The organism is Psychrosphaera aestuarii, assembly GCF_017948405.1.
In the GTDB taxonomy this organism is placed as follows: Bacteria; Pseudomonadota; Gammaproteobacteria; order Enterobacterales; family Alteromonadaceae; genus Psychrosphaera; species Psychrosphaera aestuarii.
This window is the reverse complement of the sequence record NZ_CP072844.1, coordinates 1,455,549-1,478,037: the sequence shown is the minus strand read 5'-3', so window position 1 is coordinate 1,478,037 and position 22,489 is coordinate 1,455,549. Positions and strand designations below refer to the sequence as shown.

The 22,489-nt window shown below is 36.3% G+C and carries 29 protein-coding genes and 1 pseudogene; 27 read left to right on the top strand and 3 right to left on the bottom strand.

All coding sequences use genetic code 11. The features are described from left to right. The first annotated feature begins 28 nt into the window (after positions 1–28). Positions 29–1,312 carry an ABC1 kinase family protein gene (locus J9318_RS06755; RefSeq protein WP_244731959.1) on the top strand — a complete coding sequence of 428 codons (1,284 nt, stop codon included), beginning with the start codon at positions 29–31 and terminating at the stop codon, positions 1,310–1,312. Here J9318_RS06755 and J9318_RS06750 read toward each other — a convergent pair. Beyond that, positions 1,303–2,265: an integron integrase gene (locus tag J9318_RS06750; RefSeq protein ID WP_210562274.1), complete on the bottom strand. Its 963-nt coding sequence runs from the start codon at positions 2,263–2,265 to the stop codon at positions 1,303–1,305. The genes J9318_RS06755 and J9318_RS06750 overlap by 10 nt on opposite strands. 322 nt (positions 2,266–2,587) lie before the next feature. Between J9318_RS06750 and J9318_RS06745 the strand changes: the two genes are divergently transcribed. The 21 genes from J9318_RS06745 (at position 2,588) to J9318_RS06645 (ending at position 18,219) form a co-directional block, all read left to right on the top strand. After that, positions 2,588–2,914, top strand: a complete 327-nt coding sequence (locus tag J9318_RS06745) for a hypothetical protein (protein WP_210562273.1) — start codon at positions 2,588–2,590, stop codon at positions 2,912–2,914. A 125-nt stretch (positions 2,915–3,039) separates the two neighbouring features. After that, positions 3,040–3,339 (top strand): hypothetical protein, encoded by a 300-nt coding sequence (locus tag J9318_RS06740; protein WP_210562272.1) that lies wholly within the window; start codon positions 3,040–3,042, stop codon positions 3,337–3,339. A 503-nt stretch (positions 3,340–3,842) separates the two neighbouring features. Further along, the gene (locus tag J9318_RS06735) at positions 3,843–4,235 is read left to right on the top strand and encodes a hypothetical protein (RefSeq protein WP_210562271.1); all 393 of its coding nucleotides are present in this window, start codon (positions 3,843–3,845) and stop codon (positions 4,233–4,235) included. 133 nt (positions 4,236–4,368) lie between these two features. Then, positions 4,369–4,740 (top strand): hypothetical protein, encoded by a 372-nt coding sequence (locus J9318_RS06730; protein WP_210562270.1) that lies wholly within the window; start codon positions 4,369–4,371, stop codon positions 4,738–4,740. A 129-nt stretch (positions 4,741–4,869) separates the two neighbouring features. Further along, the gene (locus J9318_RS06725; RefSeq protein WP_210562269.1) at positions 4,870–5,277 is read left to right on the top strand and encodes a hypothetical protein; all 408 of its coding nucleotides are present in this window, start codon (positions 4,870–4,872) and stop codon (positions 5,275–5,277) included. A 117-nt stretch (positions 5,278–5,394) separates the two neighbouring features. After that, positions 5,395–5,841, top strand: coding sequence for a GyrI-like domain-containing protein (locus tag J9318_RS06720; protein ID WP_210562268.1), 447 nt, complete (start codon positions 5,395–5,397; stop codon positions 5,839–5,841). A 92-nt stretch (positions 5,842–5,933) separates the two neighbouring features. Next, on the top strand, positions 5,934–6,665 hold the full coding sequence (locus J9318_RS06715) for a leucine-rich repeat domain-containing protein (RefSeq protein WP_210562267.1): 732 nt from the start codon (positions 5,934–5,936) through the stop codon (positions 6,663–6,665). A gap of 152 nt (positions 6,666–6,817) precedes the next feature. Then, entirely contained in the window at positions 6,818–8,125 is a 1,308-nt protein-coding gene (locus J9318_RS06710) for an AAA family ATPase (RefSeq protein ID WP_210562266.1), read from the top strand. A 128-nt stretch (positions 8,126–8,253) separates the two neighbouring features. Beyond that, on the top strand, positions 8,254–9,276 hold the full coding sequence (locus J9318_RS06705; RefSeq protein ID WP_210562265.1) for a hypothetical protein: 1,023 nt from the start codon (positions 8,254–8,256) through the stop codon (positions 9,274–9,276). Next, entirely contained in the window at positions 9,266–10,873 is a 1,608-nt protein-coding gene (locus J9318_RS06700) for a hypothetical protein (protein ID WP_210562264.1), read from the top strand. The genes J9318_RS06705 and J9318_RS06700 overlap by 11 nt, the downstream gene beginning before the upstream one ends. 135 nt (positions 10,874–11,008) lie before the next feature. Beyond that, on the top strand, positions 11,009–11,248 hold the full coding sequence (locus tag J9318_RS06695; protein WP_210562263.1) for a hypothetical protein: 240 nt from the start codon (positions 11,009–11,011) through the stop codon (positions 11,246–11,248). Position 11,249: 1 nt separating this feature from the next. Further along, on the top strand, positions 11,250–11,429 hold the full coding sequence (locus tag J9318_RS06690; RefSeq protein ID WP_210562262.1) for a hypothetical protein: 180 nt from the start codon (positions 11,250–11,252) through the stop codon (positions 11,427–11,429). 112 nt (positions 11,430–11,541) lie between these two features. Next, entirely contained in the window at positions 11,542–12,330 is a 789-nt protein-coding gene (locus J9318_RS06685) for a toll/interleukin-1 receptor domain-containing protein (protein ID WP_210562261.1), read from the top strand. 107 nt (positions 12,331–12,437) lie between these two features. Next, the gene (locus J9318_RS06680; protein WP_210562260.1) at positions 12,438–12,878 is read left to right on the top strand and encodes a putative NADH:ubiquinone reductase complex subunit; all 441 of its coding nucleotides are present in this window, start codon (positions 12,438–12,440) and stop codon (positions 12,876–12,878) included. 113 nt (positions 12,879–12,991) lie between these two features. Beyond that, on the top strand, positions 12,992–13,381 hold the full coding sequence (locus J9318_RS06675; protein WP_210562259.1) for a hypothetical protein: 390 nt from the start codon (positions 12,992–12,994) through the stop codon (positions 13,379–13,381). A gap of 72 nt (positions 13,382–13,453) precedes the next feature. Beyond that, the gene (locus J9318_RS06670; protein WP_210562258.1) at positions 13,454–13,780 is read left to right on the top strand and encodes a hypothetical protein; all 327 of its coding nucleotides are present in this window, start codon (positions 13,454–13,456) and stop codon (positions 13,778–13,780) included. Positions 13,781–15,414: 1,634 nt separating this feature from the next. Continuing rightward, positions 15,415–15,795 (top strand): hypothetical protein, encoded by a 381-nt coding sequence (locus J9318_RS06665; protein ID WP_210562257.1) that lies wholly within the window; start codon positions 15,415–15,417, stop codon positions 15,793–15,795. A 79-nt stretch (positions 15,796–15,874) separates the two neighbouring features. After that, a complete protein-coding gene (locus tag J9318_RS06660) occupies positions 15,875–16,198 on the top strand; it encodes a hypothetical protein (RefSeq protein WP_210562256.1) in 324 nt (107 codons plus the stop codon). Positions 16,199–16,307: 109 nt separating this feature from the next. Beyond that, the gene (locus tag J9318_RS06655) at positions 16,308–16,673 is read left to right on the top strand and encodes a hypothetical protein (protein WP_244731956.1); all 366 of its coding nucleotides are present in this window, start codon (positions 16,308–16,310) and stop codon (positions 16,671–16,673) included. A gap of 156 nt (positions 16,674–16,829) precedes the next feature. Continuing rightward, positions 16,830–17,063 carry a hypothetical protein gene (locus tag J9318_RS06650; protein ID WP_210562254.1) on the top strand — a complete coding sequence of 78 codons (234 nt, stop codon included), beginning with the start codon at positions 16,830–16,832 and terminating at the stop codon, positions 17,061–17,063. 157 nt (positions 17,064–17,220) lie between these two features. After that, positions 17,221–18,219, top strand: a complete 999-nt coding sequence (locus tag J9318_RS06645; RefSeq protein ID WP_210562253.1) for an alpha/beta hydrolase — start codon at positions 17,221–17,223, stop codon at positions 18,217–18,219. A 119-nt stretch (positions 18,220–18,338) separates the two neighbouring features. Here J9318_RS06645 and J9318_RS06640 read toward each other — a convergent pair whose 3' ends face one another. Continuing rightward, positions 18,339–18,629, bottom strand: coding sequence for a type II toxin-antitoxin system RelE/ParE family toxin (locus J9318_RS06640; RefSeq protein ID WP_210562252.1), 291 nt, complete (start codon positions 18,627–18,629; stop codon positions 18,339–18,341). A gap of 1 nt (position 18,630) precedes the next feature. After that, positions 18,631–18,870, bottom strand: coding sequence for a type II toxin-antitoxin system ParD family antitoxin (locus J9318_RS06635; RefSeq protein ID WP_210562251.1), 240 nt, complete (start codon positions 18,868–18,870; stop codon positions 18,631–18,633). Between the two features lie 156 nt (positions 18,871–19,026). Between J9318_RS06635 and J9318_RS06630 the strand changes: the two genes are divergently transcribed. The 5 genes and pseudogenes from J9318_RS06630 (at position 19,027) to J9318_RS06610 (ending at position 22,473) form a co-directional block, all read left to right on the top strand. After that, positions 19,027–19,380, top strand: a complete 354-nt coding sequence (locus J9318_RS06630) for a hypothetical protein (protein WP_210562250.1) — start codon at positions 19,027–19,029, stop codon at positions 19,378–19,380. A gap of 174 nt (positions 19,381–19,554) precedes the next feature. Then, positions 19,555–20,688 (top strand): alpha/beta hydrolase, encoded by a 1,134-nt coding sequence (locus J9318_RS06625; protein WP_210562249.1) that lies wholly within the window; start codon positions 19,555–19,557, stop codon positions 20,686–20,688. A 100-nt stretch (positions 20,689–20,788) separates the two neighbouring features. Then, positions 20,789–21,220: a hypothetical protein gene (locus tag J9318_RS06620; protein WP_210562248.1), complete on the top strand. Its 432-nt coding sequence runs from the start codon at positions 20,789–20,791 to the stop codon at positions 21,218–21,220. A gap of 99 nt (positions 21,221–21,319) precedes the next feature. Further along, positions 21,320–21,856 carry a GNAT family N-acetyltransferase gene (locus J9318_RS06615; RefSeq protein ID WP_210562247.1) on the top strand — a complete coding sequence of 179 codons (537 nt, stop codon included), beginning with the start codon at positions 21,320–21,322 and terminating at the stop codon, positions 21,854–21,856. Positions 21,857–21,929: 73 nt separating this feature from the next. Further along, positions 21,930–22,473, top strand: a pseudogene (locus J9318_RS06610) (IS3 family transposase). The last annotated feature ends 16 nt before the right edge of the window (positions 22,474–22,489 follow it).

Here is a 22,489-nt window from a genome sequence, read left to right as displayed (position 1 = left end):
TTCTAAGCTAAAAGTATCAGGCCATAAGGTGCCGAGCTCGCGTATAGCGAGGCTTTCTAAATTTGGTGGGTTGGCCGCGCGTATTGCCGGCAATATGCTAGTAGACGGTGTTAAACAAGTTAGCCGCGGTGAGAAACCTAATCGTCAAGATCTACTCCTAACGCCAAATAATATAGAACAGTTTGCTAACAAACTGGCCACCTTAAGAGGTGCGGCAATGAAATTAGGTCAAATGATTTCAATGGATGCCGGTGAGTTGTTGTCTCCTGAACTTAGTGCCTTATTAGCTCGCTTACGAGCTGACGCAGAGCCCATGCCCCACAAACAATTAGTGCAGTTATTAAAGACGAGTTGGGGCGAAAATTGGTTGGATAGTTTTAGCCATTTTGATTTACGCCCTTTTGCTGCAGCTTCTATTGGCCAGGTTCATAAAGCGACGTTAGCAAATGGTCAAGCATTAGCCGTAAAGGTGCAATACCCTGGGGTACGGAAATCTATTGAAAGTGATGTAGATAATGTTGCTAGATTACTTAAAATGTCACGTTTATTGCCACAGCATGTCGACATTTCACCACTGCTTGAAGCTACCAAACAACAACTTCAAAACGAAGCTGATTACCAACTTGAAGCTGAACATGTTGCGACCTTTCAGCGCCATTTATTAGATTCTCCTTTTAACATGCCGTATGTTCACAGTTCATTGTCTAATACAGATGTTCTCGTTATGGACTATGTTGATGGTATTGCTATTGAACAAACTAATAATTTGCCCCAGCTCGAGCGCAATAAAATAATAAGCGATTTGCTTGATTTAATGCTAAAAGAACTGTTTTCTTTTAAGTTAATGCAAACCGATCCTAATTTTGCTAATTATGTTTATGATAAAAACAGTAAACGTATCGGCTTGCTTGATTTCGGGGCAACCAGAAAAATTCCTTCGCACACAAGTGACGGTTATTTAGCGCTCATTAATGCTGGTATAAATCAAGATAGCGAATCTGCGGTCATTGCGGCAAAACAAATTGGCTTTTTTGACGATACTATCCAGCCCGAATACCTTAACGAAGTGATGAAGATATTCGACTTGGCATGTGAACCACTTCGACGTGATGAAGACTACGACTTTGCGAGTAGTAATTTGGCAACTCGCGTTCGGGACGTTGCGCTGAACATTAAAAACTTCCAGTCTGAGTGGCACACGCCACCAGTAGATGCACTTTTTATTCACCGTAAAATTGGCGGGCTATATTTATTAGCGAGCAACCTAAAGGCCAAGGTAAATGTCCGTCAACTTATGCAAGCTTACTTGTGATCAAGTGGACTTATCGCACCAGATTGATGTTGCCCGATAACATGAGTATAAATTTGCGTTGTTCGCACATCTGAATGCCCGAGCAGCTCTTGTACGGTTCTTATATCCGTCCCTGCTAATAACATTTGTGTGGCAAAACTATGTCTAAAAGTATGTGCGGTAACATGTTTACGAATTCCAATTTCATTGACCGCCGTGCGCAGAACCTTTGCGAGACTTGACCAATGAATATGATGACGACAAATATAGCCGTCATGTGGATGAATGCAGCGTACTTTCGACGGAAACAAGTATTGCCACTTCAATGCCTTAATCGCTGAGGGGTACTTTCGGGCAAGACTCTGAGGGAGGCTTGTTCTGCCCTCACCTTCAATCAGGTCTTTTTCATGTATGTCGGCCACTTTTTTTATTTGTCTCTCAATATCCGGAACTAATGCCTTAGGCAGTAGTGTTACCCTGTCCTTTGCTCCCTTACCTCGAAATACAAATACAGAATTGCCTCCAAAATCAATATCTTTAACTCTTAGCGATAGTAATTCAGCTTTTCTCAGCCCACATCCATATAACATAGAAAACATCAACGAATATGGTGGCCTCATTACTGAAATCAAACTCATCGCTTCGTCGTTCGTTAACACTGTAGGCACTCTTCGTGGTTTTCTTGCTCTAACCGCTTCATCTAATAAGGTTAATTCACGATCAAAAATATGCTTATACATAAAAACAATAGAGCAAAGTGCTAAATTTTGAGTTGCCGCCGTCACTTTCCTTTCTAGCGCCAGATGCGTTAAAAACTCTGTTACCTCTTGCTCACCCATGTCCTTCGGATGGCGCTTATTTTGATACAAAATAAAACGCTTAATCCAAAGTAAATAAGTTTTTTCGGTTTGTAGGCTGTAATGCCTGGTACGAAGTACTGCTCTAATACTCTCTAAAAAAGGAGACTGCCCCATATTTCACCCCACTGTTTTAATAAACAGTGTTAATGAAAATGACGAACTTGCAAACAAAACTAGACTGTACTTTCAATTACTGCGCACGCTACATAACTACCGAAAGTTCAAGTCCACATCTATAGCATACTGATTTAATTAAAATTTAGACTTAGTCTAGTGTCTGGAATTAAATAGAAGTACAGGTAATTACGCTTTTGAATCCTATACCTGAAATTTTTATAATATAACGTTTTGATCTACTGATACTTTTATGCAATTATTTGCTAATCAATAAAGTACAGGTTACTTAGCCCTGTACATAATATACTGTTATGTGAACATGAAAATTCTACTTTTGTTGTCTCTTTCGTTACTAATGATTAGCTTGGCTGCTCAAGCTCAACGCATCAGACAATGTGCATCCTCTGAGTTGGAGTATATCCGTGTGCAAATGTCCGTTTCCGATTTGCATAGATTTGAACTGCCAGAGAAAACAATGCGTTACCGTCGCCTTAAGTACTCTGAAGTTTGCGAAGACCGGAATGAAATTGTAATGGATGGTATTGTGTTTACTTTATATATGCTTGAAAGTGAGCAAGATAATTTCATTGATGTATATAATGGCCTTAATGGTTCAAGAATGCTGTACGGACCATTTGAACGGTAATTGTTCACATAACAAGTGGTTCAAGAGGGTCTCGTAATAGCTTGCTCGAGCCTTCGGCAAACATTTTAGCAAGCTAAACTCGCCTCTTAACCAGGCGTTATATTTCCGGTGGAGTTTTATCAAAAATGGAATTATCAGACAAAGAGATTCGAATAGTTAAATCAGCTATTCGAGAGCGGAAGTCCAAACATCTTATTCAACTTTTCCTATTAGCACTTATGCTCATAACTGTTCTTTGTATGTATTTGGGTTACATTGACTCAAAGGAGTTTGCTTATGCGGCATTTGCTCTTATTATTGCAACGGTGTCTCACAACTATCGTTATAAGTCAGCAAGTTATGAGCAGTTATTAGATATTCTGACTAAACGTATTCCTGATAACAGTCTCGAAGCTCAGGTTAGTTCATTGCAAAAAGAAATATAACAAGTGGTTCAAGAAGGTCTCGTAATAGCTTGCTCGAGCCGTCGGCAAACATTTTAGCAAGCTAAACTCGCCTCTTAACCAGGCGTTAGGTAACTGCAATTTATGAGCTTTAAAGTTAAGCATAGGACTCATGTCAGTCCTCCTAATAAACATGTTAATACTAGAGTAAGTATGTTTTTGCTCGAGTTATGTGTTGGAGTGGTTTGTTTATTTTTTGCTTATTCTGACTGGGGTAATGGTAAAACAATAATGTTTTGGCCCTTTGTAATAGTGGCTGTTTTTTGCTTCTTTTTAGTGTTGTATACGTTTCTAGAGTTTTTGTATTTAGAGTACTTTGTCTCAGACAAGAATGGTATTTCTGAAAAACAGGATTAAATTGAAGTTAAGTTACCTAACAAGTGGTTAAAGAAGGTCTCGTAAAAGCTTGCTCGAGCCTTCGGCAAACAGTCTAGCAAGCTAAAACTCGCCTCTTAACCAGGCGTTATGTTTATAAGGAAATATCGATGAAAACCTGGCCCCTAATTACTCTGCTTTTCTTAACTGGCTGTGTTTCTGCCCCAAAAGGTGAAACGGCTAGACTTAACTCAAACTTAACTTTTGAAGAAACGGTCACGTTGATAAATGAGTACACTCAAACTTGTTGGACTAGAGAAGCTTCTATGTCGAGCGATCAAATTAGAACTCGGCAATCTGCAAGCAATGGCAAAGTTACTTTTGTAATTGGCCGCAACAATACTGATATACCATTCATGCCATTTGCTAACATCCATGTTCTTAATCCAGAAAATAGTCAGGTATTAATCTCTATTGAAGAAGGGAAAGTTACTATGACAGACCCTTGGGAAGTTGATCGAAAGTTATCAAATTGGTTAAAAGGTAATAAAACCTGTATATAAACATAACAAGTGCCTCAATTCGCTCGTAAACTCGCTCGGACAATTAACAATGGGCTATTGTCGCTGCGCTCAATAATTTTAGCCCATTAATAATTGCCGCTTAGGCAGGCGTTAGCAATACAAGGAAAGTTCAGTGCTAAACCGGCTAAAAGAAATGTTATCGAAGGCAAGTTGGTATACCTTCGCTTGTGTTATTGTTCTATTCATTGCTGGGCCTGAAATAATGCTCAGTATGGAATTAATGGCTTTGGTTGAGGCACTTGGAGCGTCTACTTTTGTATTGATGTATCTTTCAGGTATCAAGCTAGCTATTTCTAAATATTGGGACAAATTTAAAGACTTTGAATCTCATTCTACTTTTTTCTTACCTACAGTGTCTATTTTGAAAAAGATGCCGTCGTTGGTAATTCACGCCATTCCTGATAGAACAGCCGTTATTGCTTTTTTAGGATTTTGTATTGTCGGTATGTCAGGACTTTATTTCAACTTGCTGATTAGCATATAGTATTTGCTAACAAGTTAATTAACAGGGCAATCATCGTTGGCTTTGCTCCTGTTAGTCGCCAAGTTTAGCCAACGATTTATTGCCTGTTATTAAGGCGTTATATTTTTTGTCAATCATGGAAGAAAAATTATGAAATTACTAAACCTATCAACTTTAGCATTACCGTTTTTTATATTTAATGCAGGTGCAACTGAACCTTCAGCGCTTTCCCTAGTAAATAAATGTTTAAATTTGCAAAGCACTTTAAGCTCTGCTTTTAGTAAGAGTTCACTTGAGACAACAAGCGGAAATATTAAGGGCACCAATAAAGCTAGTTTTTATTATCAAAGTTTTGATAGCAGTTTTAAAGGTATCTGTTCTAATGCGCAGTTTTCTATTGAAACGAGTGGTTTAATAAGCACGGAAGAGAATCAACATTATGTCTTTGTTTGGTCGACTGAACTGGATGCAGTAGCTTCAGAACTTTCAATTGAAAACATTGAATTTACCTTAAAACAGCCTAAAAATATTAAAAGCTGGTTGCAAGAAAAAATATAACAAGCCATTTCAGTAACGGGACTGCTAACAGCTTGCTCGGTTCCGCTTCGCTTCACAATTTTAGCAAGCTATTATCAGCCCCTGAATGGGGCGTTATGTAACTACAAGAGTATTGTGATGGAATTAAGAATCGTTGCAGAAAAAACTATTAACGGAATATCGACAAGAACAAATAATGCGGCAGAAATGAGTCCAAATGGAAAAATCCCCGCATTGTGGCAATCTTTCGATGAAAAAATTCCTGTTGACTATAAAAATGGTGAGCGTGTTTACGGTGCTTATTACAACTATGAATCAGATCAGAACGGGATGTTCACCGTTCTCGCTGGTTTTGATGGTCAGACATACCCATCAGGTGTAAATATTGAGCAAATAACTATTCCCGAAGGTAAGTATCTAGTGTTCACACAAAAAGGAGAAATGCCTCAAATTGCCATCAACGCATGGACAGAGGTATGGGAATACTTCTCTAATGAGAACTGTGAGCATCAAAGGTTATTTTCAACAGACTTTGAATATTACCCAAACAGCGATGTAATAGAAGTCCATATTGCGGTTCAATAGTTACATAACAAGTTGCTGCACAAGGAAAAATTACTCGCTGCGCTCCCAATTTTTCGGTGAGCAAGGCGTTATGTTTTCAGGAGAGTACGCATTTGTCGATCAATTGGAATGAAGCTGACTATTCAACTTATGAATGGGTTTTAGATAAACCCGAAGAGCAGTTTTATATTGAAGATGGCTTTGATAGCGACAGACTAATTTTGTGTGGCCCTTCTAATAAACTAGGTTTAAGTGCTTATCAAGAAAAGAAGGTGAGAGATGGCTGGGCTAATATATTACCGACTTTAGAAAGTGTCGAAATGTTGTGGGTAGCTCCTAAAGTAAATCAAAAGTTATTTGATGCTATTTGTGAAATGCCAAACTTAAAAGGACTATGGATAAAACACTCCAGCATTAAGAGCATCGACTATAACAAACTGTCAAACTTAGTTTATTTTAATTTGGGTAGTTCAACTCAACTAAATTCGTTGGATGGTATCGAAAATTTAAGAAAGCTCAAGTGGTTGGAATTTGAAAATATTAAGAGTATTTCTGATATTAGCGAACTTGCTAAATTAACAAACTTAAAAGTTCTATGCTTAAACGGAAGTATTTGGACCACTCAAAAGTTAAATACTCTCTCACCAGTAGAAAGTTTAACTAGCTTAGAGCGACTTACACTGGTTAATACAAGAGTACTTGATAAAAGCCTTGAACCGCTACATGGTTTATCTGGCTTGAAAGGTGTTGACTTAGCTGAGTGGTGGCCTGATGACCAGATTAGCGCCCTACAGAAAGCTAACCCTAGGTTGCTTAAAAACTGGAAAGAATGGCGAGATTGGTAGCAAAGAAAACATAACAAGTCATTGAAGAAAGACTCGTCACGGCTTGCTCGAGTTCCTTCGTCGATAAGTTTAGCAAGCCTAAACTCGCTTCTTAATGAAGCGTTATAGCGCAACTAGAGTTGTTCGTAGCATCATAAAAGGAAGTTATATCAGTGAATGTCGAAGAAGTATTTGGTGTAAGTGGAAAGCAAGTTGAAAGCCATGTAGAAAGGGAGCAAGTCGATGACAAGTTTAAAGATGCCCTTCGTACCGACAAGCAAATTATTATTTATGGTGCTTCCAAACAGGGGAAGACAGCTTTAGTCAAAAAATATATTAAGTATGAAGAAAATATACTTATTAGTTTATCCCCGAGAACAACCCTCAAAGATATTTACCAATCTATACTGAGAAAATCAGGTGTAATTCTAAAGACTTCTTTCACTGAAGGAACAGGTGATACCACAAAAATAAAGTCTAAAGCTTCTATCCAAGGTGCTGTAGCCATGGTTTTAAAAGGTAAAGTAGAAGTAGGATTAGAGAAAGATAAAAATAAAAAACTTGAAGAGCAATTTGATGAAATAGAGTTTAATTTAGAACTACCCGATGATGTTGCTGATTTAATTCATAGAGTTGGTCATAAAAAAGTTATAATTTTAGAAAACTTCCATTACCTTCCCGAAGAGCTGCAAAGAACATTTGCCTACGATTTAAGAACATTCCAAGATTTAAAGGTACGGTTCATAATCCTAGGTGTTTGGAAAGAAGCAAATAGGCTAGCGCAATTTAATAACGAACTGCAAGATAGGATTTTCGAAATCCCTGTTGAACCATGGCTAGAAGACGATTTTAGAGCAATAGCAACTAAAGGCTCGGAGATTCTGAATATTACATTTTCGACAGTGATTTTAATTAGCTGTATAGAAAATGCATTTGGAAGTGTTGGCGTATTCCAAGAGCTATTAAAAAACACTTGTATAAAAAGTGGCGTCATAAAAAAGCAATTAGAAAATAGATTTATTGATAATACCGAATTTTACGATCAAGCAATTCAAGCGAAAACTGAAGAGTATTCGGGTCGACATTTAAGAAATTTAGAGTCTATGGCATGCGGGAATGGTGTTGCGATTTCTGCTGATAAACCTATGCCATATTTTTTGCATTATTATATTGTGATGCATATTTTGGAGTTAGGTTTTCATGGTGTTAATGGAGGTATAAGCAAAGAAGCACTTTTACATGCTTTGAAACAAGTGCATCATAGAAAAGAAACACTTAATGGTGCTTTATTAACTAGAGCTCTAAAAGGGTTAACTGAATTACAATCTAGCAAAGGTATCCGTCCGCCTGTAATAGCATATGATTCAAACTCTAGACAGTTAAAAATTGTCGATTCTACATTCTATTTCTTTTTAAAAAATGCCAACCTTGAGCACATTAAAGATGAAATATTATGCCCTATGGACGGCTTGGATATATAGAGTGGTAATGCATTCAAACGGACAAAAACAGTTGGCTTTTCTCGTGCCTCGTTAATTTTAGCCAACAATTTTGCCGCTTAATAGTGACCAGAAAGTTTTTGTCGACGATGATTATAAAGGAAATATGATTGTACACTTTTAAAAACACTGAAATTAACAATAAGAAAGCTTCTGATTTTGAAACAAAGTCAATGCTTTATTTATTAGGGATGCGAAGTGATAGTGCTGAAATAGAAATAATTACAGTTGATTGCTTCAATGATGTTACAGGTTCCAATCTTGATTTTAGTAAGCTGTGGGATGTACAAAGCAAAAACCATAGTAGCCTTCCACCTTCCAAAATAGGAGAAAGTTTATCGACTCTCTACGATAATTATATTTCCTCAATATCTTTTTCTGAATATATTTTATTTATACCTAAGCTTACGAGAGATTACCTTATAGATAGTGACTTAAACGTGTATGGGTATTCAAATATAAATTTAAAGCAGAAAAAAGGGATAGAAAAGAAACTTAAGGAAAAAATTAACGGTAATAATCTAGGTAGTGTGCCACCACTTTTTGTCGATTTTTTATCAAAAGTAACCTTCGTTGAAGATAATAAAAAAATAAGTACATATATCAAAAAAATTTCAAAATTCAAAAATAAGAGAGCCATAACCGAAGAAATATATGAGAGGATCTTCAACGAAATTAGAAATGCTCAAGCTTCACTGAAAAACACATATATTGAAAATGAAAGTATTGTTAAACCTTCCGAAGTCTTAAAGTTTGAAAGGCACATAACTAAATCTGAAATTAACACATTGTTGATTAATCGGTTAATTGGAATTGATGTTTTTTCGTTTCCGGGCATTCCTATTGCATTTTTTAGTGTCATAGAAGGGAAAGATGAAGAAGAAATTAAAGACTTGCTGCAAGAATGCAATGAAAACTTAAGTCGAGCTTTCTTTGATAAAAATGGGTGTAGGGAATTTTGGAAATTATCAGAAAAAATTATCGAGTTGCTCAAAGACAACCCTAAAAATAAAATGACTGAAATATATGAAGTTTTAATTTCAAAAATAAAGATTAGAACTCCATATTTAACGGAACATACTGTGAAATATATGATATCTCTTGTCAAAACAGGACTTGAAAATGCAGATTAAAAAAATAGCGTTTGGGGATAGTCAGGAAGCATTTATTGAAAGTAGGCTTACTGGTGGGGTGAATGTTATCTATAGCGATGATAACAATCGTGGGAAAACTCTTGTGATGCAAGGTTTGATGTTTTCCTTAGGCTATGAATCAATATTTCCGAGCTCTTTTCACTATAAGGATAAATATTTTTATTCTGAGATTGAAGTCAATGGTGAGTCTTATGAGTTTTTAAGGAAAAAGAATACCGTTGCTTTAAAAACAGATGGAGCGATGCAAATATTCAATTCAGTGGGGGAGCTTAGGTACTTTTTAGATAAATTCGTATTTCGTATACCGAAAGTACAAAAAGATAATAGAGCGACTCTTGTGGATTTAAGTCTACTCTATGAACTTTTCTTTATTGGGCAAGATAGTCGGAATCCATCAGGACTCATCAGTAAGGGGCAGTTTAATAAACAAGACTTTAAAAATATGGTACATGCTTTAGCTGGTTTATCGACTAGCACTGCAAACCTAAGCGATATTCAAGCCACAAAAAATAAGATAGCTGAGCTTAAAATAAAGCTAAAAGAAACGAAAAAGAAAATCTCTATAATTAAGCAAAACCCCAACGTTGCTGAAGTTTTTTCTAAAACTTTCGATTCAAATAAGGTTCAAGAAAAAATCAAGTCCATTAGTGGTATTAATGAAAAACTTTCAAAAGTAAGGCGTTCGAGGCAAAGAGAAATAAACCGGAAGTCTAAGCTAGAGCAATTGGTTTCTGAACTGAAATCTCTAAATCGAGATTTAAGTGAAGGGAATGTACAATGCGGTGATTGCGGAAGCGACAAAATAGTATATTCGAACACTGATTTAACTTTTGAGGTTAGTAATATCGATGTTAGAAACGGAATTTTGAATTCTATTTATGAAAACATTACGCAAAAAGTTGAGCTAATTAATGACCTGACGAGAGAGATAAATTTTTTACAAGATCAGCTCAATGACGAAATGGAAGAAGCTCCTCCTAGTTTTCAACAAATAATTTTGTACAGCGAGCAAGTTGTTTCTGAAAAAAATTATGATAATGACTCATTTTCGTTATCTAGAGAAATAGAATCATTGCAAGATCAATTAGCATCATCAATAGAAATTGATGATGCTTTAAAAACGGATAAGAAAACCTTCGACTTAAACTTATTAAATGACATGAGTTCTATTTATAAATCTATAGATCCAAATGGAAATTTGACGTTTGAAGATATTTTTACGAAAAGAGACTCAACTTTCTCAGGTAGTGAAGGGCAAGAATTTTATTTTTGTAAATTGATCGCGTTAAGTCGCGCACTGAATCATGACTTTCCATTAATTGTAGATTCTTTTCGTGATGGTGAATTATCAACAAATAAAGAAGAAAGCATGCTCAATATATATAGTAAATTGAGTAGACAGGTTATATTAACTTCAACCTTAAAAGATGAGGAATATAATAGTGATAAATATAAAAACAAGAATGAAATCAACGCTATTGATTATAGTTTGCATAGTGACTGTAAAATTTTAGATAAGCAAAATAGAGAAGGTTTTATTGATCTAATATCTAATTTTAATGGCATAGTGCTTTAGCGCTATAACAAGTCATTTCAGCAGGACAAAAAACAGCTGGTTCTTGCTCGTGCCTCGCTAATTTTAACCAGCTATTTTATTGCCTCTGAATGAGGCGTTATGTTTTAAAGTAGTAACTCAACTAAGGAGTGTTTTATGAGTTTCTGGAAGAAGGCTGGTGAACTAGCCATGAAAGCGGGTGGCGCTATTGTTGATGAAGCTAAAGCCGCAAATGAACGGAGTAGAGAGTATAAAGCAGAAATGCCATCAAAATCTGATTCTGATCTAGCAAGAATTGTTAATAATGAGAGAAATAGATCACCTCTCAAAGCATCAGCGGCATTTCAAGAATTAAAATATAGAGGCTATTCGCCTGAAGATATTAAAGGAATGTAATATGAAACTTAAATGTAAAAAGTGTGGAAAAAAAGAAGCTGAATTAATGTCTAAAGCTGAGATTAAAACAGCTAATTTCTTGCCGCCTACAGTAGTTGATAGAATATTAAACATGCTGCTAGATATGGTTGAACAGAAATATATTGTCTGTAAATCCTGTGGGCATTATGAAACGCAATAAAACATAACAAGCAAATTAACAAAGGACTTAAAAAGCTTGGCATTCGCTTCGCGATTATAGCCAAAGTTTTTTAAGCCTGTTATTTGGGCGTTAGGCAACTAAGGATGGTTCGGTGATATTCCTATCTCATAATTACAATGACAAACCAGTAGTAGAGCAAATCGCATTAAGGCTCAGTCAACTATTCGGTCAGGATCAAGTGTTCTATGATTCTTGGTCAATACAACCTGGTGACGGCATTATTGATCAAATGAATAAAGGTCTTGGTGACTGCGAGCTATTCTTATTTTTCGTGTCTAAAAATAGCTTACAAAGTAAAATGGTTGAGCTTGAGTGGCAAAATGCTGTAATCAAAGCAACACAGGGCAAAACTAAAATCATCCCTGTTAAAATGGATGATTGCATGATGCCCCCGATTTTAATGCAATCACTCTATATCGATTTATTTGGTCAAGGTTTAGAAGTTGCATTAAGACAAATTGTTGATGTTACTCAAGGCAAAAACACCTTCCAAAGAGGACCTCAAGAATTTTCAAATCTACGTGCATATGTATCTACTGAGGGACAAAAAACAACAATTGAATGTCATGCCGAATTCTACTTGGAAGCAATTTCTAATTTTCTTTTTGTAGTAGAAAATGACGAATCAGAAATTACATTCAATTGTACTAGCAGCGCTATGACTAGAAATGGTTTTAATAAAGGTTTACAGCTTAATAATGGTAAAACTTATAACGGTAAATTCATTGCTATTGAGCGCAGTACAGCCCCCGGTTTTCCTTTTGTTGTAGAGCTAACTCCCAATGAAGGATGCACCTTAAAATTAGTGGCTGTAATGCACGAAAAGAAACAAGGTGAGTTCAGGCCAATACCGCTAGTCAATGGTAAAAAAGTTGCCTAACAAGCTGTTTAACAAGGACAAAATACAGTTGGCTTTTGCTCCTTCGTCGCGTATTTTAGCCAACTATATTTTGCCCGTTAACAGGGCGTTATATACCTAAGGTAGCTATGGTCTCACATTCTAAATCAATTCAAATTTCTGCTTACTTTTGTGCTGTGATCTTAATACCTGTATATGCTTTTGGTTCTATGGCTTTGTTTTATGCAACTTATAAGTCTACTTTGAACCCTGATATCCTGATTACTTTGTTTATCACTACGGTTGCAATAGTGGTATCTTTTTTCGGTTATAAAAGCATGTATTTATTGATTCGATTTATCAAAACAATCAAGGGTAGTTTTGAATTTGACGAGAATGGTATATGTTTTAATTTTCAAGGCTCATCTAATTCATATAGCTGGAGTGAACTTAAGAATTCAAAAAACTATCCGAGCTGCCAAGTTTTTTGTTTAATCGATAGTAATGGTAATCACATTTATTCAATTTGGGAGTATGCTTCAAATTACTCTCAATTTAGAAAATTAGCTCTTGAGAAAATCGGTATATAACAAGTCGTTTAAAAGGACAAAAAACAGTTGGCTTTTGCTCCTTCGTCGCTAATTTTAGCCAACTATTTTATTGCCTCTTAACGAGGCGTTATGTGACTAGATGGAGTTGTCCAATGTTAAATCGATTAATGCTGCTTTGTATTTTAATGATTTGCTCACCTGCGCAAGCTGAATGGGAACCAATTACGTCTGAAGCAATTGGTTATATTGAAAAGTTTATTGAATTAGATAAAAACCGTAAAAATTGCCAAAACTATAAGTATAAAGTTGTTCCTATTCATCAAGAAAAAACGATAAGTGGGAGTAATGCAACTTTAAAAATGGAATTTTTGATTGAGGAGTCGTTTGAGCCATTCGCTTCATATCGCATTTGGAAGTTTCAAACTCTTAATGGCAAGCCCAATACTGAAATGACATTAATTGCAGATTTTGATGCATGGAAAGAAGGTATAGACGAGGTTTGTAAGTCACATAACAAACGCCTTAACACCGACAATGTTTAGTTGTCATGGTTTTGGCAAACAACGCAAAAAGCCGCGCCAACACATTGCGTGTTAGGCGGGCGTTATGTGAACATGAAAATTCTACTTTTGTTGTCTCTTTCATTACTATTAGTTAGCTTGGCTGCTCAAGCTCAACGCATTAGACAATGTGCATCTCCCGAGTTGGAATATATCCGTGTGCAAATGTCCGTTTCCGAATTGAATAGATTTGAACTGCCGGAGAAACAAATTCGTTACCGTAGCCTTAAGTACTCTGAAGTTTGCGAAGACCGGAATGAAATTGTAATGGATGGCCTTGTGTTTACTTTATATATACTTGAAAGTGAGCAAAATAATTTTATTGATGTATATAATGGGCTTGATGGTTCCAGAATGCTGTACGGACCATTTGAGCGGTAATTGTTCACATAACAAGTGGTTCAAGAGGGTCTCGTAATAGCTTGCTCGAGCCTTCGGCAAACATTTTAGCAAGCTAAACTCGCCTCTTAACCAGGCGTTAGCTAGCCTTCAAATATCTTAGTTAATTTCCTATTGCCCTGCCCTGACTTTCTGGCTCTAAGTATAGTTAAAAAACAATTCGTACCATGACATATTCTCTTTCCTATGCATGGAACAACAAACAGACGTATTTAGAGTTTCGTTTACTAAGTGAATATTTCGGAACGCTGCTGTTGTAAGCATGCCCGGTGAATTTCACTCTTCCTTTTTCTTTCTTTTTTGTTGAAGTATTAGTGGTTTAACGGTAGTTTTATTGTTCGAGAAGTCGTCGTATTTTGAGTTGTTAACTTTAGACTTTGACTTATTGAGTTGCCTGTTGGGGCATACGCTAACAAGCCGCTCTAGAGTGACAATGATTACGGTTGGTATCTTTGTCGCAAGCTCCAAGTTTAACACCAACCTACATTGCTCCTAAGCGGAGCGTTAGCTAGCCTTCAAATATCTTATTTAATTTCCTTTTGCCCTGCCCTGACTTTCTGGCTCTAAGTAGAGTTAAAAACCCAACTCGTACCATGACATATTCTCTTTCCTATGCATGGAACAACAAACAGACGTATTTAGAGTTTCGTTTACTAAGTGAATATTTCGGAACGCTGCTGTTGTAAGCATGCCCGGTGAATTTCACTCTTCCTTTTTCTTTCTTTTTTGTTGAAGTATTAGTGGTTTAACGGTAGTTTTATTGTTAGAGAAGTCGTCGTATTTTGAGTTGTTAACTTTAGACTTTGACGTATTGAGTTGCCTGTTGGGGCATACGCTAACAAGCCGCTCTAGAGTGACAATGATTACGGTTGGTATCTTTGTCGCAAGCTCCAAGTTTAACACCAACCTACATTGCTCCTAAGCGGAGCGTTAGGTTTCTTTTGAACTTTCGAAATTTTGATTTACATCGGACTGTAAACATACTTCTTTTCTTCGGAGGAGTGGTTTGGATTCACTTTTTTTACTTTCTAAATCAAACTGTGCAAAGCAGGTACATATTATTTTGGGAGGCGTATTTATGTGCTGGGTTAGTAGTTTTATTCTTTGTGTACAAACTTAGTAAACGCCATAATATTAAGCAAAATGTTGCAATGGCAACGATAGGTCTACTATTCTTTAGTGGGCTTGCTTATGTTCGGGATTACTCTTTTTTTAATATTTCTACCTTTGTTCTAACATTGATAAACATTGTACTTCTGCTCTTTAACGCAAGATTTAGAAAATTTAAGGCTACGGTAGCAAAGGCTCTGTTGGTAGTCATATTTGGGATGTATTTTTGTGGTATTTTTGCAGTGATTCCAAGCTCTATTTATGGGGTGTTAAATTTTGATCTACCCCGCAATCCACTTTATGGTAATGCTAAAGACTTTTTGTATTACACCGTTGTATACTTTCCATCAATGTTATTTTCGGTAATAAATATTTGGAATTCGAAACCTAACAAGTGGTTAAAGAAGGTCTCGTAAAAGCTTGCTCGAGCCTTCGGCAAACAGTTTAGCAAGCTAAAACTCGCCTCTTAACCAGGCGTTAGGTTTTCAATCGAGATGGAGTTCAATATGACTGGTTTACGTAAAAATGTTATTTCCTTTGTTGTAGGTTTGTTTCTCTCCTACGCTTTCTTTTGGTTTATTCGTCTTGGCGCTTCAGCTCCTGTTCCAGAGTTTTTAAGGGAATTTACTGACTTTTCTGTAAATTACTATTCTGAGTTAGTGACCTCTTTCATCTCATTATTAGTATCATTCGTTATTGTGTTCTTAGCTCGTAAAGTGTTTAGGCTTAATTCCATACAGCATTTAGTATCTTGTATTTTGCCTATTGTCATTTATTTAATTTATCTACAAATAGCAGCAAGTTTTGCTCTTGTTTCATTTCTATATGCAGCAATCCCTGCAATATTAATTACTACAACAATTGTTTGGGCAAAAAAGAAAACCTAACAAGCCAATCAAGCGGGACTTTTAAAAGTTGGCTGGTTTCGCTGCGCTCACTATTTTAGCCAACAATAAAAGCCCCTTATTGGGGCGTTATGCAGCTAAAGGAGATGGAGTTTTGATTTCAAAATCAAGAATTATTAGTGTTCTATCTTTTATTACACTTAATTATTTTATTATTAAAACCGCAAACCAAGTTCGGTTAGCTGAAGAGTTCATGAGGTTATCTGCCAATTGCCTTGAAAATGCTGAAAGTGCCTGTACCAAATTAGAACAAGAAAATTCTTATTTACTTGGGTTTTGGGATGGTAACTTAACATTTTATTTAACTGTTTCATTTATCGCTCTCACGGTTTTAGGTGCATCTTTTATTTATACCGAGAGTAAGAAACACCGTAAAGCTGCATAACAAGTGGTTAAAGAAGGTCTCGTAAAAGCTTGCTCGAGCCTTCGGCAAACATTTTAGCAAGCTAAAACTCGCCTCTTAACCAGGCGTTATGTTTTCGAGGAGCCCACAGTTGAGTTCAAGTAACTGGGACAGTGCTGTAATAAAGAGTATTGGCTATGTTGGTATAGGAATCGCCATTTGGTCTTTATTTAATGGCCTGGCTCCTTCATCACTCAATGATATATTTGGACTAGCAGTTACTTTTTTACTTTATATTGGCGTTTACCTGATAATTTCTATCGTTGGTTGGTTAGTGGTTGGTTTTCCTGTTCACTGGTTTGTAAAAAAGTACACTAACGGATCTTATGCTTTTTACATCGCAATACCACTAATAATTGTGGTTGGTGGCTTGTTTAATAACTCCCCTAAAATATTAGGTTTGGCGGCATTATTCCAAGCCCTTTTATTTAGGTATTATCTGTACAAAAAAACATAACAAGAGCCTTAATTCGCTCACAAGCTCGCTCGGACAATTAACAATGGGCTATTGTCGCTGCGCTCAATATTTTAGCCCATTATTAATTCGCCGTTTAGGCGAGCGTTAGCAGTTTTTCTAAGTTAAGTATTTTAAAATAATAATGGAGATTCAATCATGGATGAAAACCAATCAAATAAACCTGTATTAAACTTTCTAATTCCATTTTTAGTTGCGTACTTGGGGTCAAAAGGTATCTTTTACTATTTTTCTTTTGAGTACTCTGTATTTTCTGATGCATTTGATATTCAAAAATTACTCATAGATCTAGGCGTTTTTGCGGTGTTATTTTATTTAGGTACAATTCTGGCAAGATATTTAATTAAGGCCAAAAGCAAGCCTGTGCAATAAACTGCTAACAAGGCACTCAAAAGGACAAAAACAGTTGGTTTTTGCTCCTGCGTCGCTTATTTTAACCAACTATTTTTTGCCTCTTAGTGAGGCGTTAGCTTACTAAATTCAGTTCAGGTATTTGTCGTTGTTATTAAAAAATAAAATATTACTAAGTGTGGCTGTATTTATACTGTCACTTATAGGCTCAGGTATAGCTTATGAACAAATATCCCGAGCAAGTGCATTAGAACAATATTCAGCTAATGGTTCTTTGATTGATATTGGTTCTCGCTTGTTACACGTTGATTGTCGAGGAGAAGGAAGTCCTATTGTCATACTTGAATCAGGGCTGGATACTTTTGGCTCGTTAAGTTGGTCTGCCGTCCATGACCAATTAGCAAAAAAAACGAGAACATGTGCTTACGATCGGGCTGGTATCATGTGGAGTAGCCCGAGACCTCATACCAACAATCTTATGCAAGCTATTGCAAATGATTTGAACAAAGCACTAGTAATATCTAATGAGAAACCTCCCTACATTATGGTCGGTCATTCATTTGGCGGCCCATACATCACAAAGTTTACAGAGCTTTATGGTGATAAAGTTGCAGGTATTGTATTTGTAGATTCACCTCACCCAGAACAAATGGATTTAGTTCAAGATATTGAAGTGCCATTAACTTTATCTGTAAGCAATAAGGTTAATAAAATACTTAAACCTGTGATGAGTATTACTGGTTTTACTCGTCTTATTAATAAGCTAGATAATTATAGTTTTCCTAATCAATCAAAGTATCATCAACAGGCGATAAAAGCTTTTTCACCATTATCTGATACCACACTAGCTCAGGAAATTTCAAATTACTCTGATGGGTTAAAGCAAATTACTTCATTAAGAGACTTTGGTGAAAGGCCAATGTTTGTTCTTGGTAATATTGTTAACTACATAGATATGTCGGATCAACAACTTGCCAATGCAGGTTTGAATCGTGATATTGTTCCGGCAGTAATGGAGCAGGATCGTTATATGTTTAATGACCAAGCATCATGGTCATCTAATAGTAACTTAAAGTTGTTACATAACACATCTCACTATATACAATTTGAAAAACCTACAGTGGTAATTAGTGCTGTGGAAATAGTTGTCGATAAAGTTAAAGAACAAATAAAATAGGCTTTGTGTTGCCGTAAGCTAACAAGTTACTTAAAAGGACAAAAAAAAGTTGGCTTTTTGTTCACTACGTTCACTTATTTTAGCAAACAATTTTTCGCCTCTTAGTGGGGCGTTATATTTCAGATAGCCCGGTGTACATCCATGCTTTTATGCAGAACTCGAATAATTACAACCTCTTCTCTTCCGAATTCTTTGTAATAAATTACATGGCTTCCTTGCGGTCGCTTTCTGTAGCCTTCTCTAATGTAATCACAGGCATAACCTAGTTCAGGCTCTGCTGCAATTTGATGGAAGGCACTATCAAGTAACTTCAAATAGTCATTTCTCTGCTGCCAGCCCCAATTAAGTTGCGTGTAGCGAGCAATTTTTATTAAATCTAATTTAGCTTTTTTAGATAAATTAAATTTCATATCAATGATTTTCTTTATCCAAGTCACTTAATAGTGTGTCATATGAATAGTCAGCTATTCCGCTATTTTCTCCTTCAACCAACATATTTCTTAAATTGTTCATTTTCAATTCTTGATCTTCTAAAGCTCGTAAACCAGCCCTTAGAACTTCACTTGCAGACCCATACCTACCAGACTCTAATTGCTGAGAAATAAATGAATCGAAATGTTCACCTAATGTAACACTTGTATTTTTCGCCATACCAACCCCCAGTACCAATATTAAATATATCTTGGTACCAAAAACATAACAAGTCAATTAAGAAGGACAAAAACAATTGCCTCCTACTCCTACTTCGCTAAAGTATATGCAACTATTTTTAGCTTCTTATTGAAGCGCTATATGCAAAGGATGATCATGCTCAAGCTGAAAGTTTTAAGTGCGATTCTTTTCGTTTCTCTATTTTCATCTGTAGCTATAAGCAACGAGTGTCAAATTGCTGGTGTTTGGAGTCACTCAGAAAAACCTGCAAAGCTTTTCATAGATTTAAGTACTGCCGAAATGCTTGTTCAATCGCATGAGTTAAATCCCAAAGCAGTTGGCCTGATTGTTTTAAAGAGCCTCACATTAAGTTCAGTTACAAACTCTTGGAAAGCGAAAATGTATAGTGCTGCTGAAGATTCATTCGTTGATGTTCAGCTCACTACTGAAGGTTGTAATAAATTAAATGTTAGCTTTAATGGCGAAGAAGTTTTAGGGTTATTAAGGTAAATTTGCATATAACAAGGCAATCAGAAGGACAAATAACAGTTGGCTTTTGCTCCTGCGTCGCTAAAGTATAAGCAACAAGTTTTTTTGCTTCTTAATGAAGCGTTAGCGCTCAATGGCGTATTCCCAAACCTTATTTCGTTTAAGTAAGGGAAAACCTTATTAAAAAGGAAAGTGATGAAAAAAATAACCTCAAATTTAATACTTGTTTTGGTGTGCTTTTTTCACTTAAGCGTTTTTGCTTCTGTGAAATTCGGCAAAATTGAAGAAAATACTTTAGATAGCCAAATCTTAGGTGAAAGCCGTAAATTGATAGTTTATCTTCCAGCTGGCTATGAAGATTCGAAGCAAAAATTTCCTGTTTTATATGTTACGGATGGAGATATACAAGGCTCTCATACAGCAGGAACGTTAGATTTTTTAGCAAAATTTGATCTAGCACCCAGCATGATCGTAATTGGTATAGTCAACCCAAGGAATAAACGAAATGAAGAGCTGACCTTAACGGTAAAAAATGAAGCTCAACTCGATAAGTTAGCTGGTGCTGACCGTTTTCTTGCTTTTATTGAAAAAGAAGTTATTCCATTAGTCAAAAGCCGTTATCGCACTTTAGATTATCAAGCACTATCGGGTACATCGCACGGAGGCCAATTTGCAGTAAATGCATTAATTAAGCGACCTAATTTGTTCAATGGCGTAATAGCTATAAGTCCTTCATTGTATTGGAATAATAATCAGTTACTTGACCTGACGGAGGAGGCTCTAAAAAAGGGAACTCTTAATGGACGTTTATTCATTTCTATAGCGAATGAAGAACCAACTATGACTGAACCTTTTCAAAAGCTAGTTGAGTTAACCAAAAAGTACCCAAGTACAAACCTCAATATTTCAATAAAAACATTTAAAGATGAAACCCATGATTCAACGACACTACTTGGGCAATATCACGGTATAAAGCACCTGTTTCAAGGTTGGGCATTACCAAACACTCCCCAAACATTGGCCGATTTGCAGTCAATTTTTAGCTCTAGATCAAAGTTACTTGGTGAAACTATGGTTATCCCAGAAGATAGAGCAAATGGTTACGGGCAATGGCTTCAGTATTTGAACCGTAAAGATGAAGCCATAGAGTTGTTTACATGGAATCGAAAAACTTACCCTCAATCTTTTAATGCTCATATAGCCTTAATAAATGCCTACTTGCACTTTAATTTAACTGGTGCTGCTAAATCAGCAATTGAAGATGCAATAAAGTCGATAAATGAACTTAGCTCTAAACAAAAAGAAGAACTTGAAGGCTTATTGAATTAGCATGAAAGTTAGTTTGACAGCCTAACAAGCCAAGTCAGCGGGAATTTTACTCGCTGTACAACGCTCATAAAATCCCCTGCTTGGGGCGTTAGAGTACTTCGTGAAATATTTAGCTTTACTTATGGGATTATTATCTACAACCGCCAATTCAGATGAGTGGTATTTAGGAAAGTGGGAAGTGGTAGACGCAAAGTTTCCCGGTATCAGTGCTATTGGGAAAGCAGAGGCCGAACTATGGTTTGGAAATATTGCCACTTACTCGAAATCAAAAATTGAATTTAGAAATAACATTTGCGTTGCGCCAGAATACGAAACTAAAGAATTAACAGCTAATAAGTTTTACTCATACTTCAGTGCCACGTTTAAACAATTAGAAATAGATGGCTCATCGACCCAAATTATTAATGTTAAGTGTAAAAACAGCTCTGGCATTGCAAGTTCTGACTTAATAAAATCAAATGATGGTTTTGCATATAAGTTATGGGATGGCGTATTTTTTAAACTGAAACACGTACCCATACAAGTCAATTAAGGAAGACAAAAAACAGTTGCCACCTGCTCCTACGTCGCTAAAGTATAGCCAACTATTTTTAGCCGTTTATTTGCGGCGTGATATAGCAAAGGAAAGCCTGTGCAAATTGAAACCCAAAGGCTCATTTTAAAGCCAATTTGTAAAGATGACAGGGAGCTTTTTGAGCAACTTCATCAATCAAGCGATGTACTCAAGTATGTTAGTGATCCATTTACCGAATCTGAAATAAATGAACGTTTTAATTGTCGCTTAGGCGAATGGAAAAAAACCTCTAATCATTGGTTAACTTTAACAATCATTGAAAAAGCAACTGGCATTAAAATAGGCGTAACTGGTTTTTATCCCGAATGGGAGCCATATCAACAAGCTGAACTTGGCTTTTTACTAAGTCCCGAATTTCAGGGCAAAGGGTATGGTAAAGAGTCAACTATTGCCGTTATTGAATATGCCTTTAATCAATGTAATTTCCATAAAGTGATCGCAACTGTCACTGAAGGTAATTCCCCATCATTTAATTTACTAAAAGCGTTGGGTTTTACTCATGAAGGTACAATTCGAGATAACTTTAAATTAGGTGGCAGTTGGTGTAATGATTTAAAGTTAGGGTTACTTAATCATGAGTACAATGCAATATAACAAGTTGCTCAAGTTCTCTCATGTTCCTCCCCCGTTTTAGTGGACACCTCCTCATTACTTTGAGGAGGCTCAAATGCCAAGATATACTAAACCCCAAAAAACATGGTTTTATCCTGTTGATTTCAAAATCAAAGTTATCGAGCTAAGCTTAAGCGACAATGTCATGTCATGTCAAAGGATGCCGCTATAGCGCTTGATATTCATCCATTAATGCTTAGTCGTTGGCGTAATCGACCACCCTCTGCGAGAGCTTTGAAAGATGCCCTGTTGTTGCAGCAGATAAAAGCGGTGTTTAATGCGAGAGCATGGCTTGAGAGCTTGAGAGCTATAGCGCTTAAGACTTACAGTAAGCCAGCTAAAGTGAAATTCTTTTATAAAGAAATACAAAACAAACGTAAAGAAATGGATAAGCGCTAGGTTGCGGTACAGACAACGCAGAAGTTGAGTCCTTTTTTCACTCATTAACGGCCGATTTAATTCGCGGAAGTCGTTTTGAAACAATGAGTAATCTACTAACCAAGCTAAAAGGTTACTTAAACTATTTCTACAATAGACAGCGGTTACATTCGAGTTTAGGATATAAAACACCCGCTGAATTTAAATTGGCGGTAAATTGAAAATGGATGGTGTCCA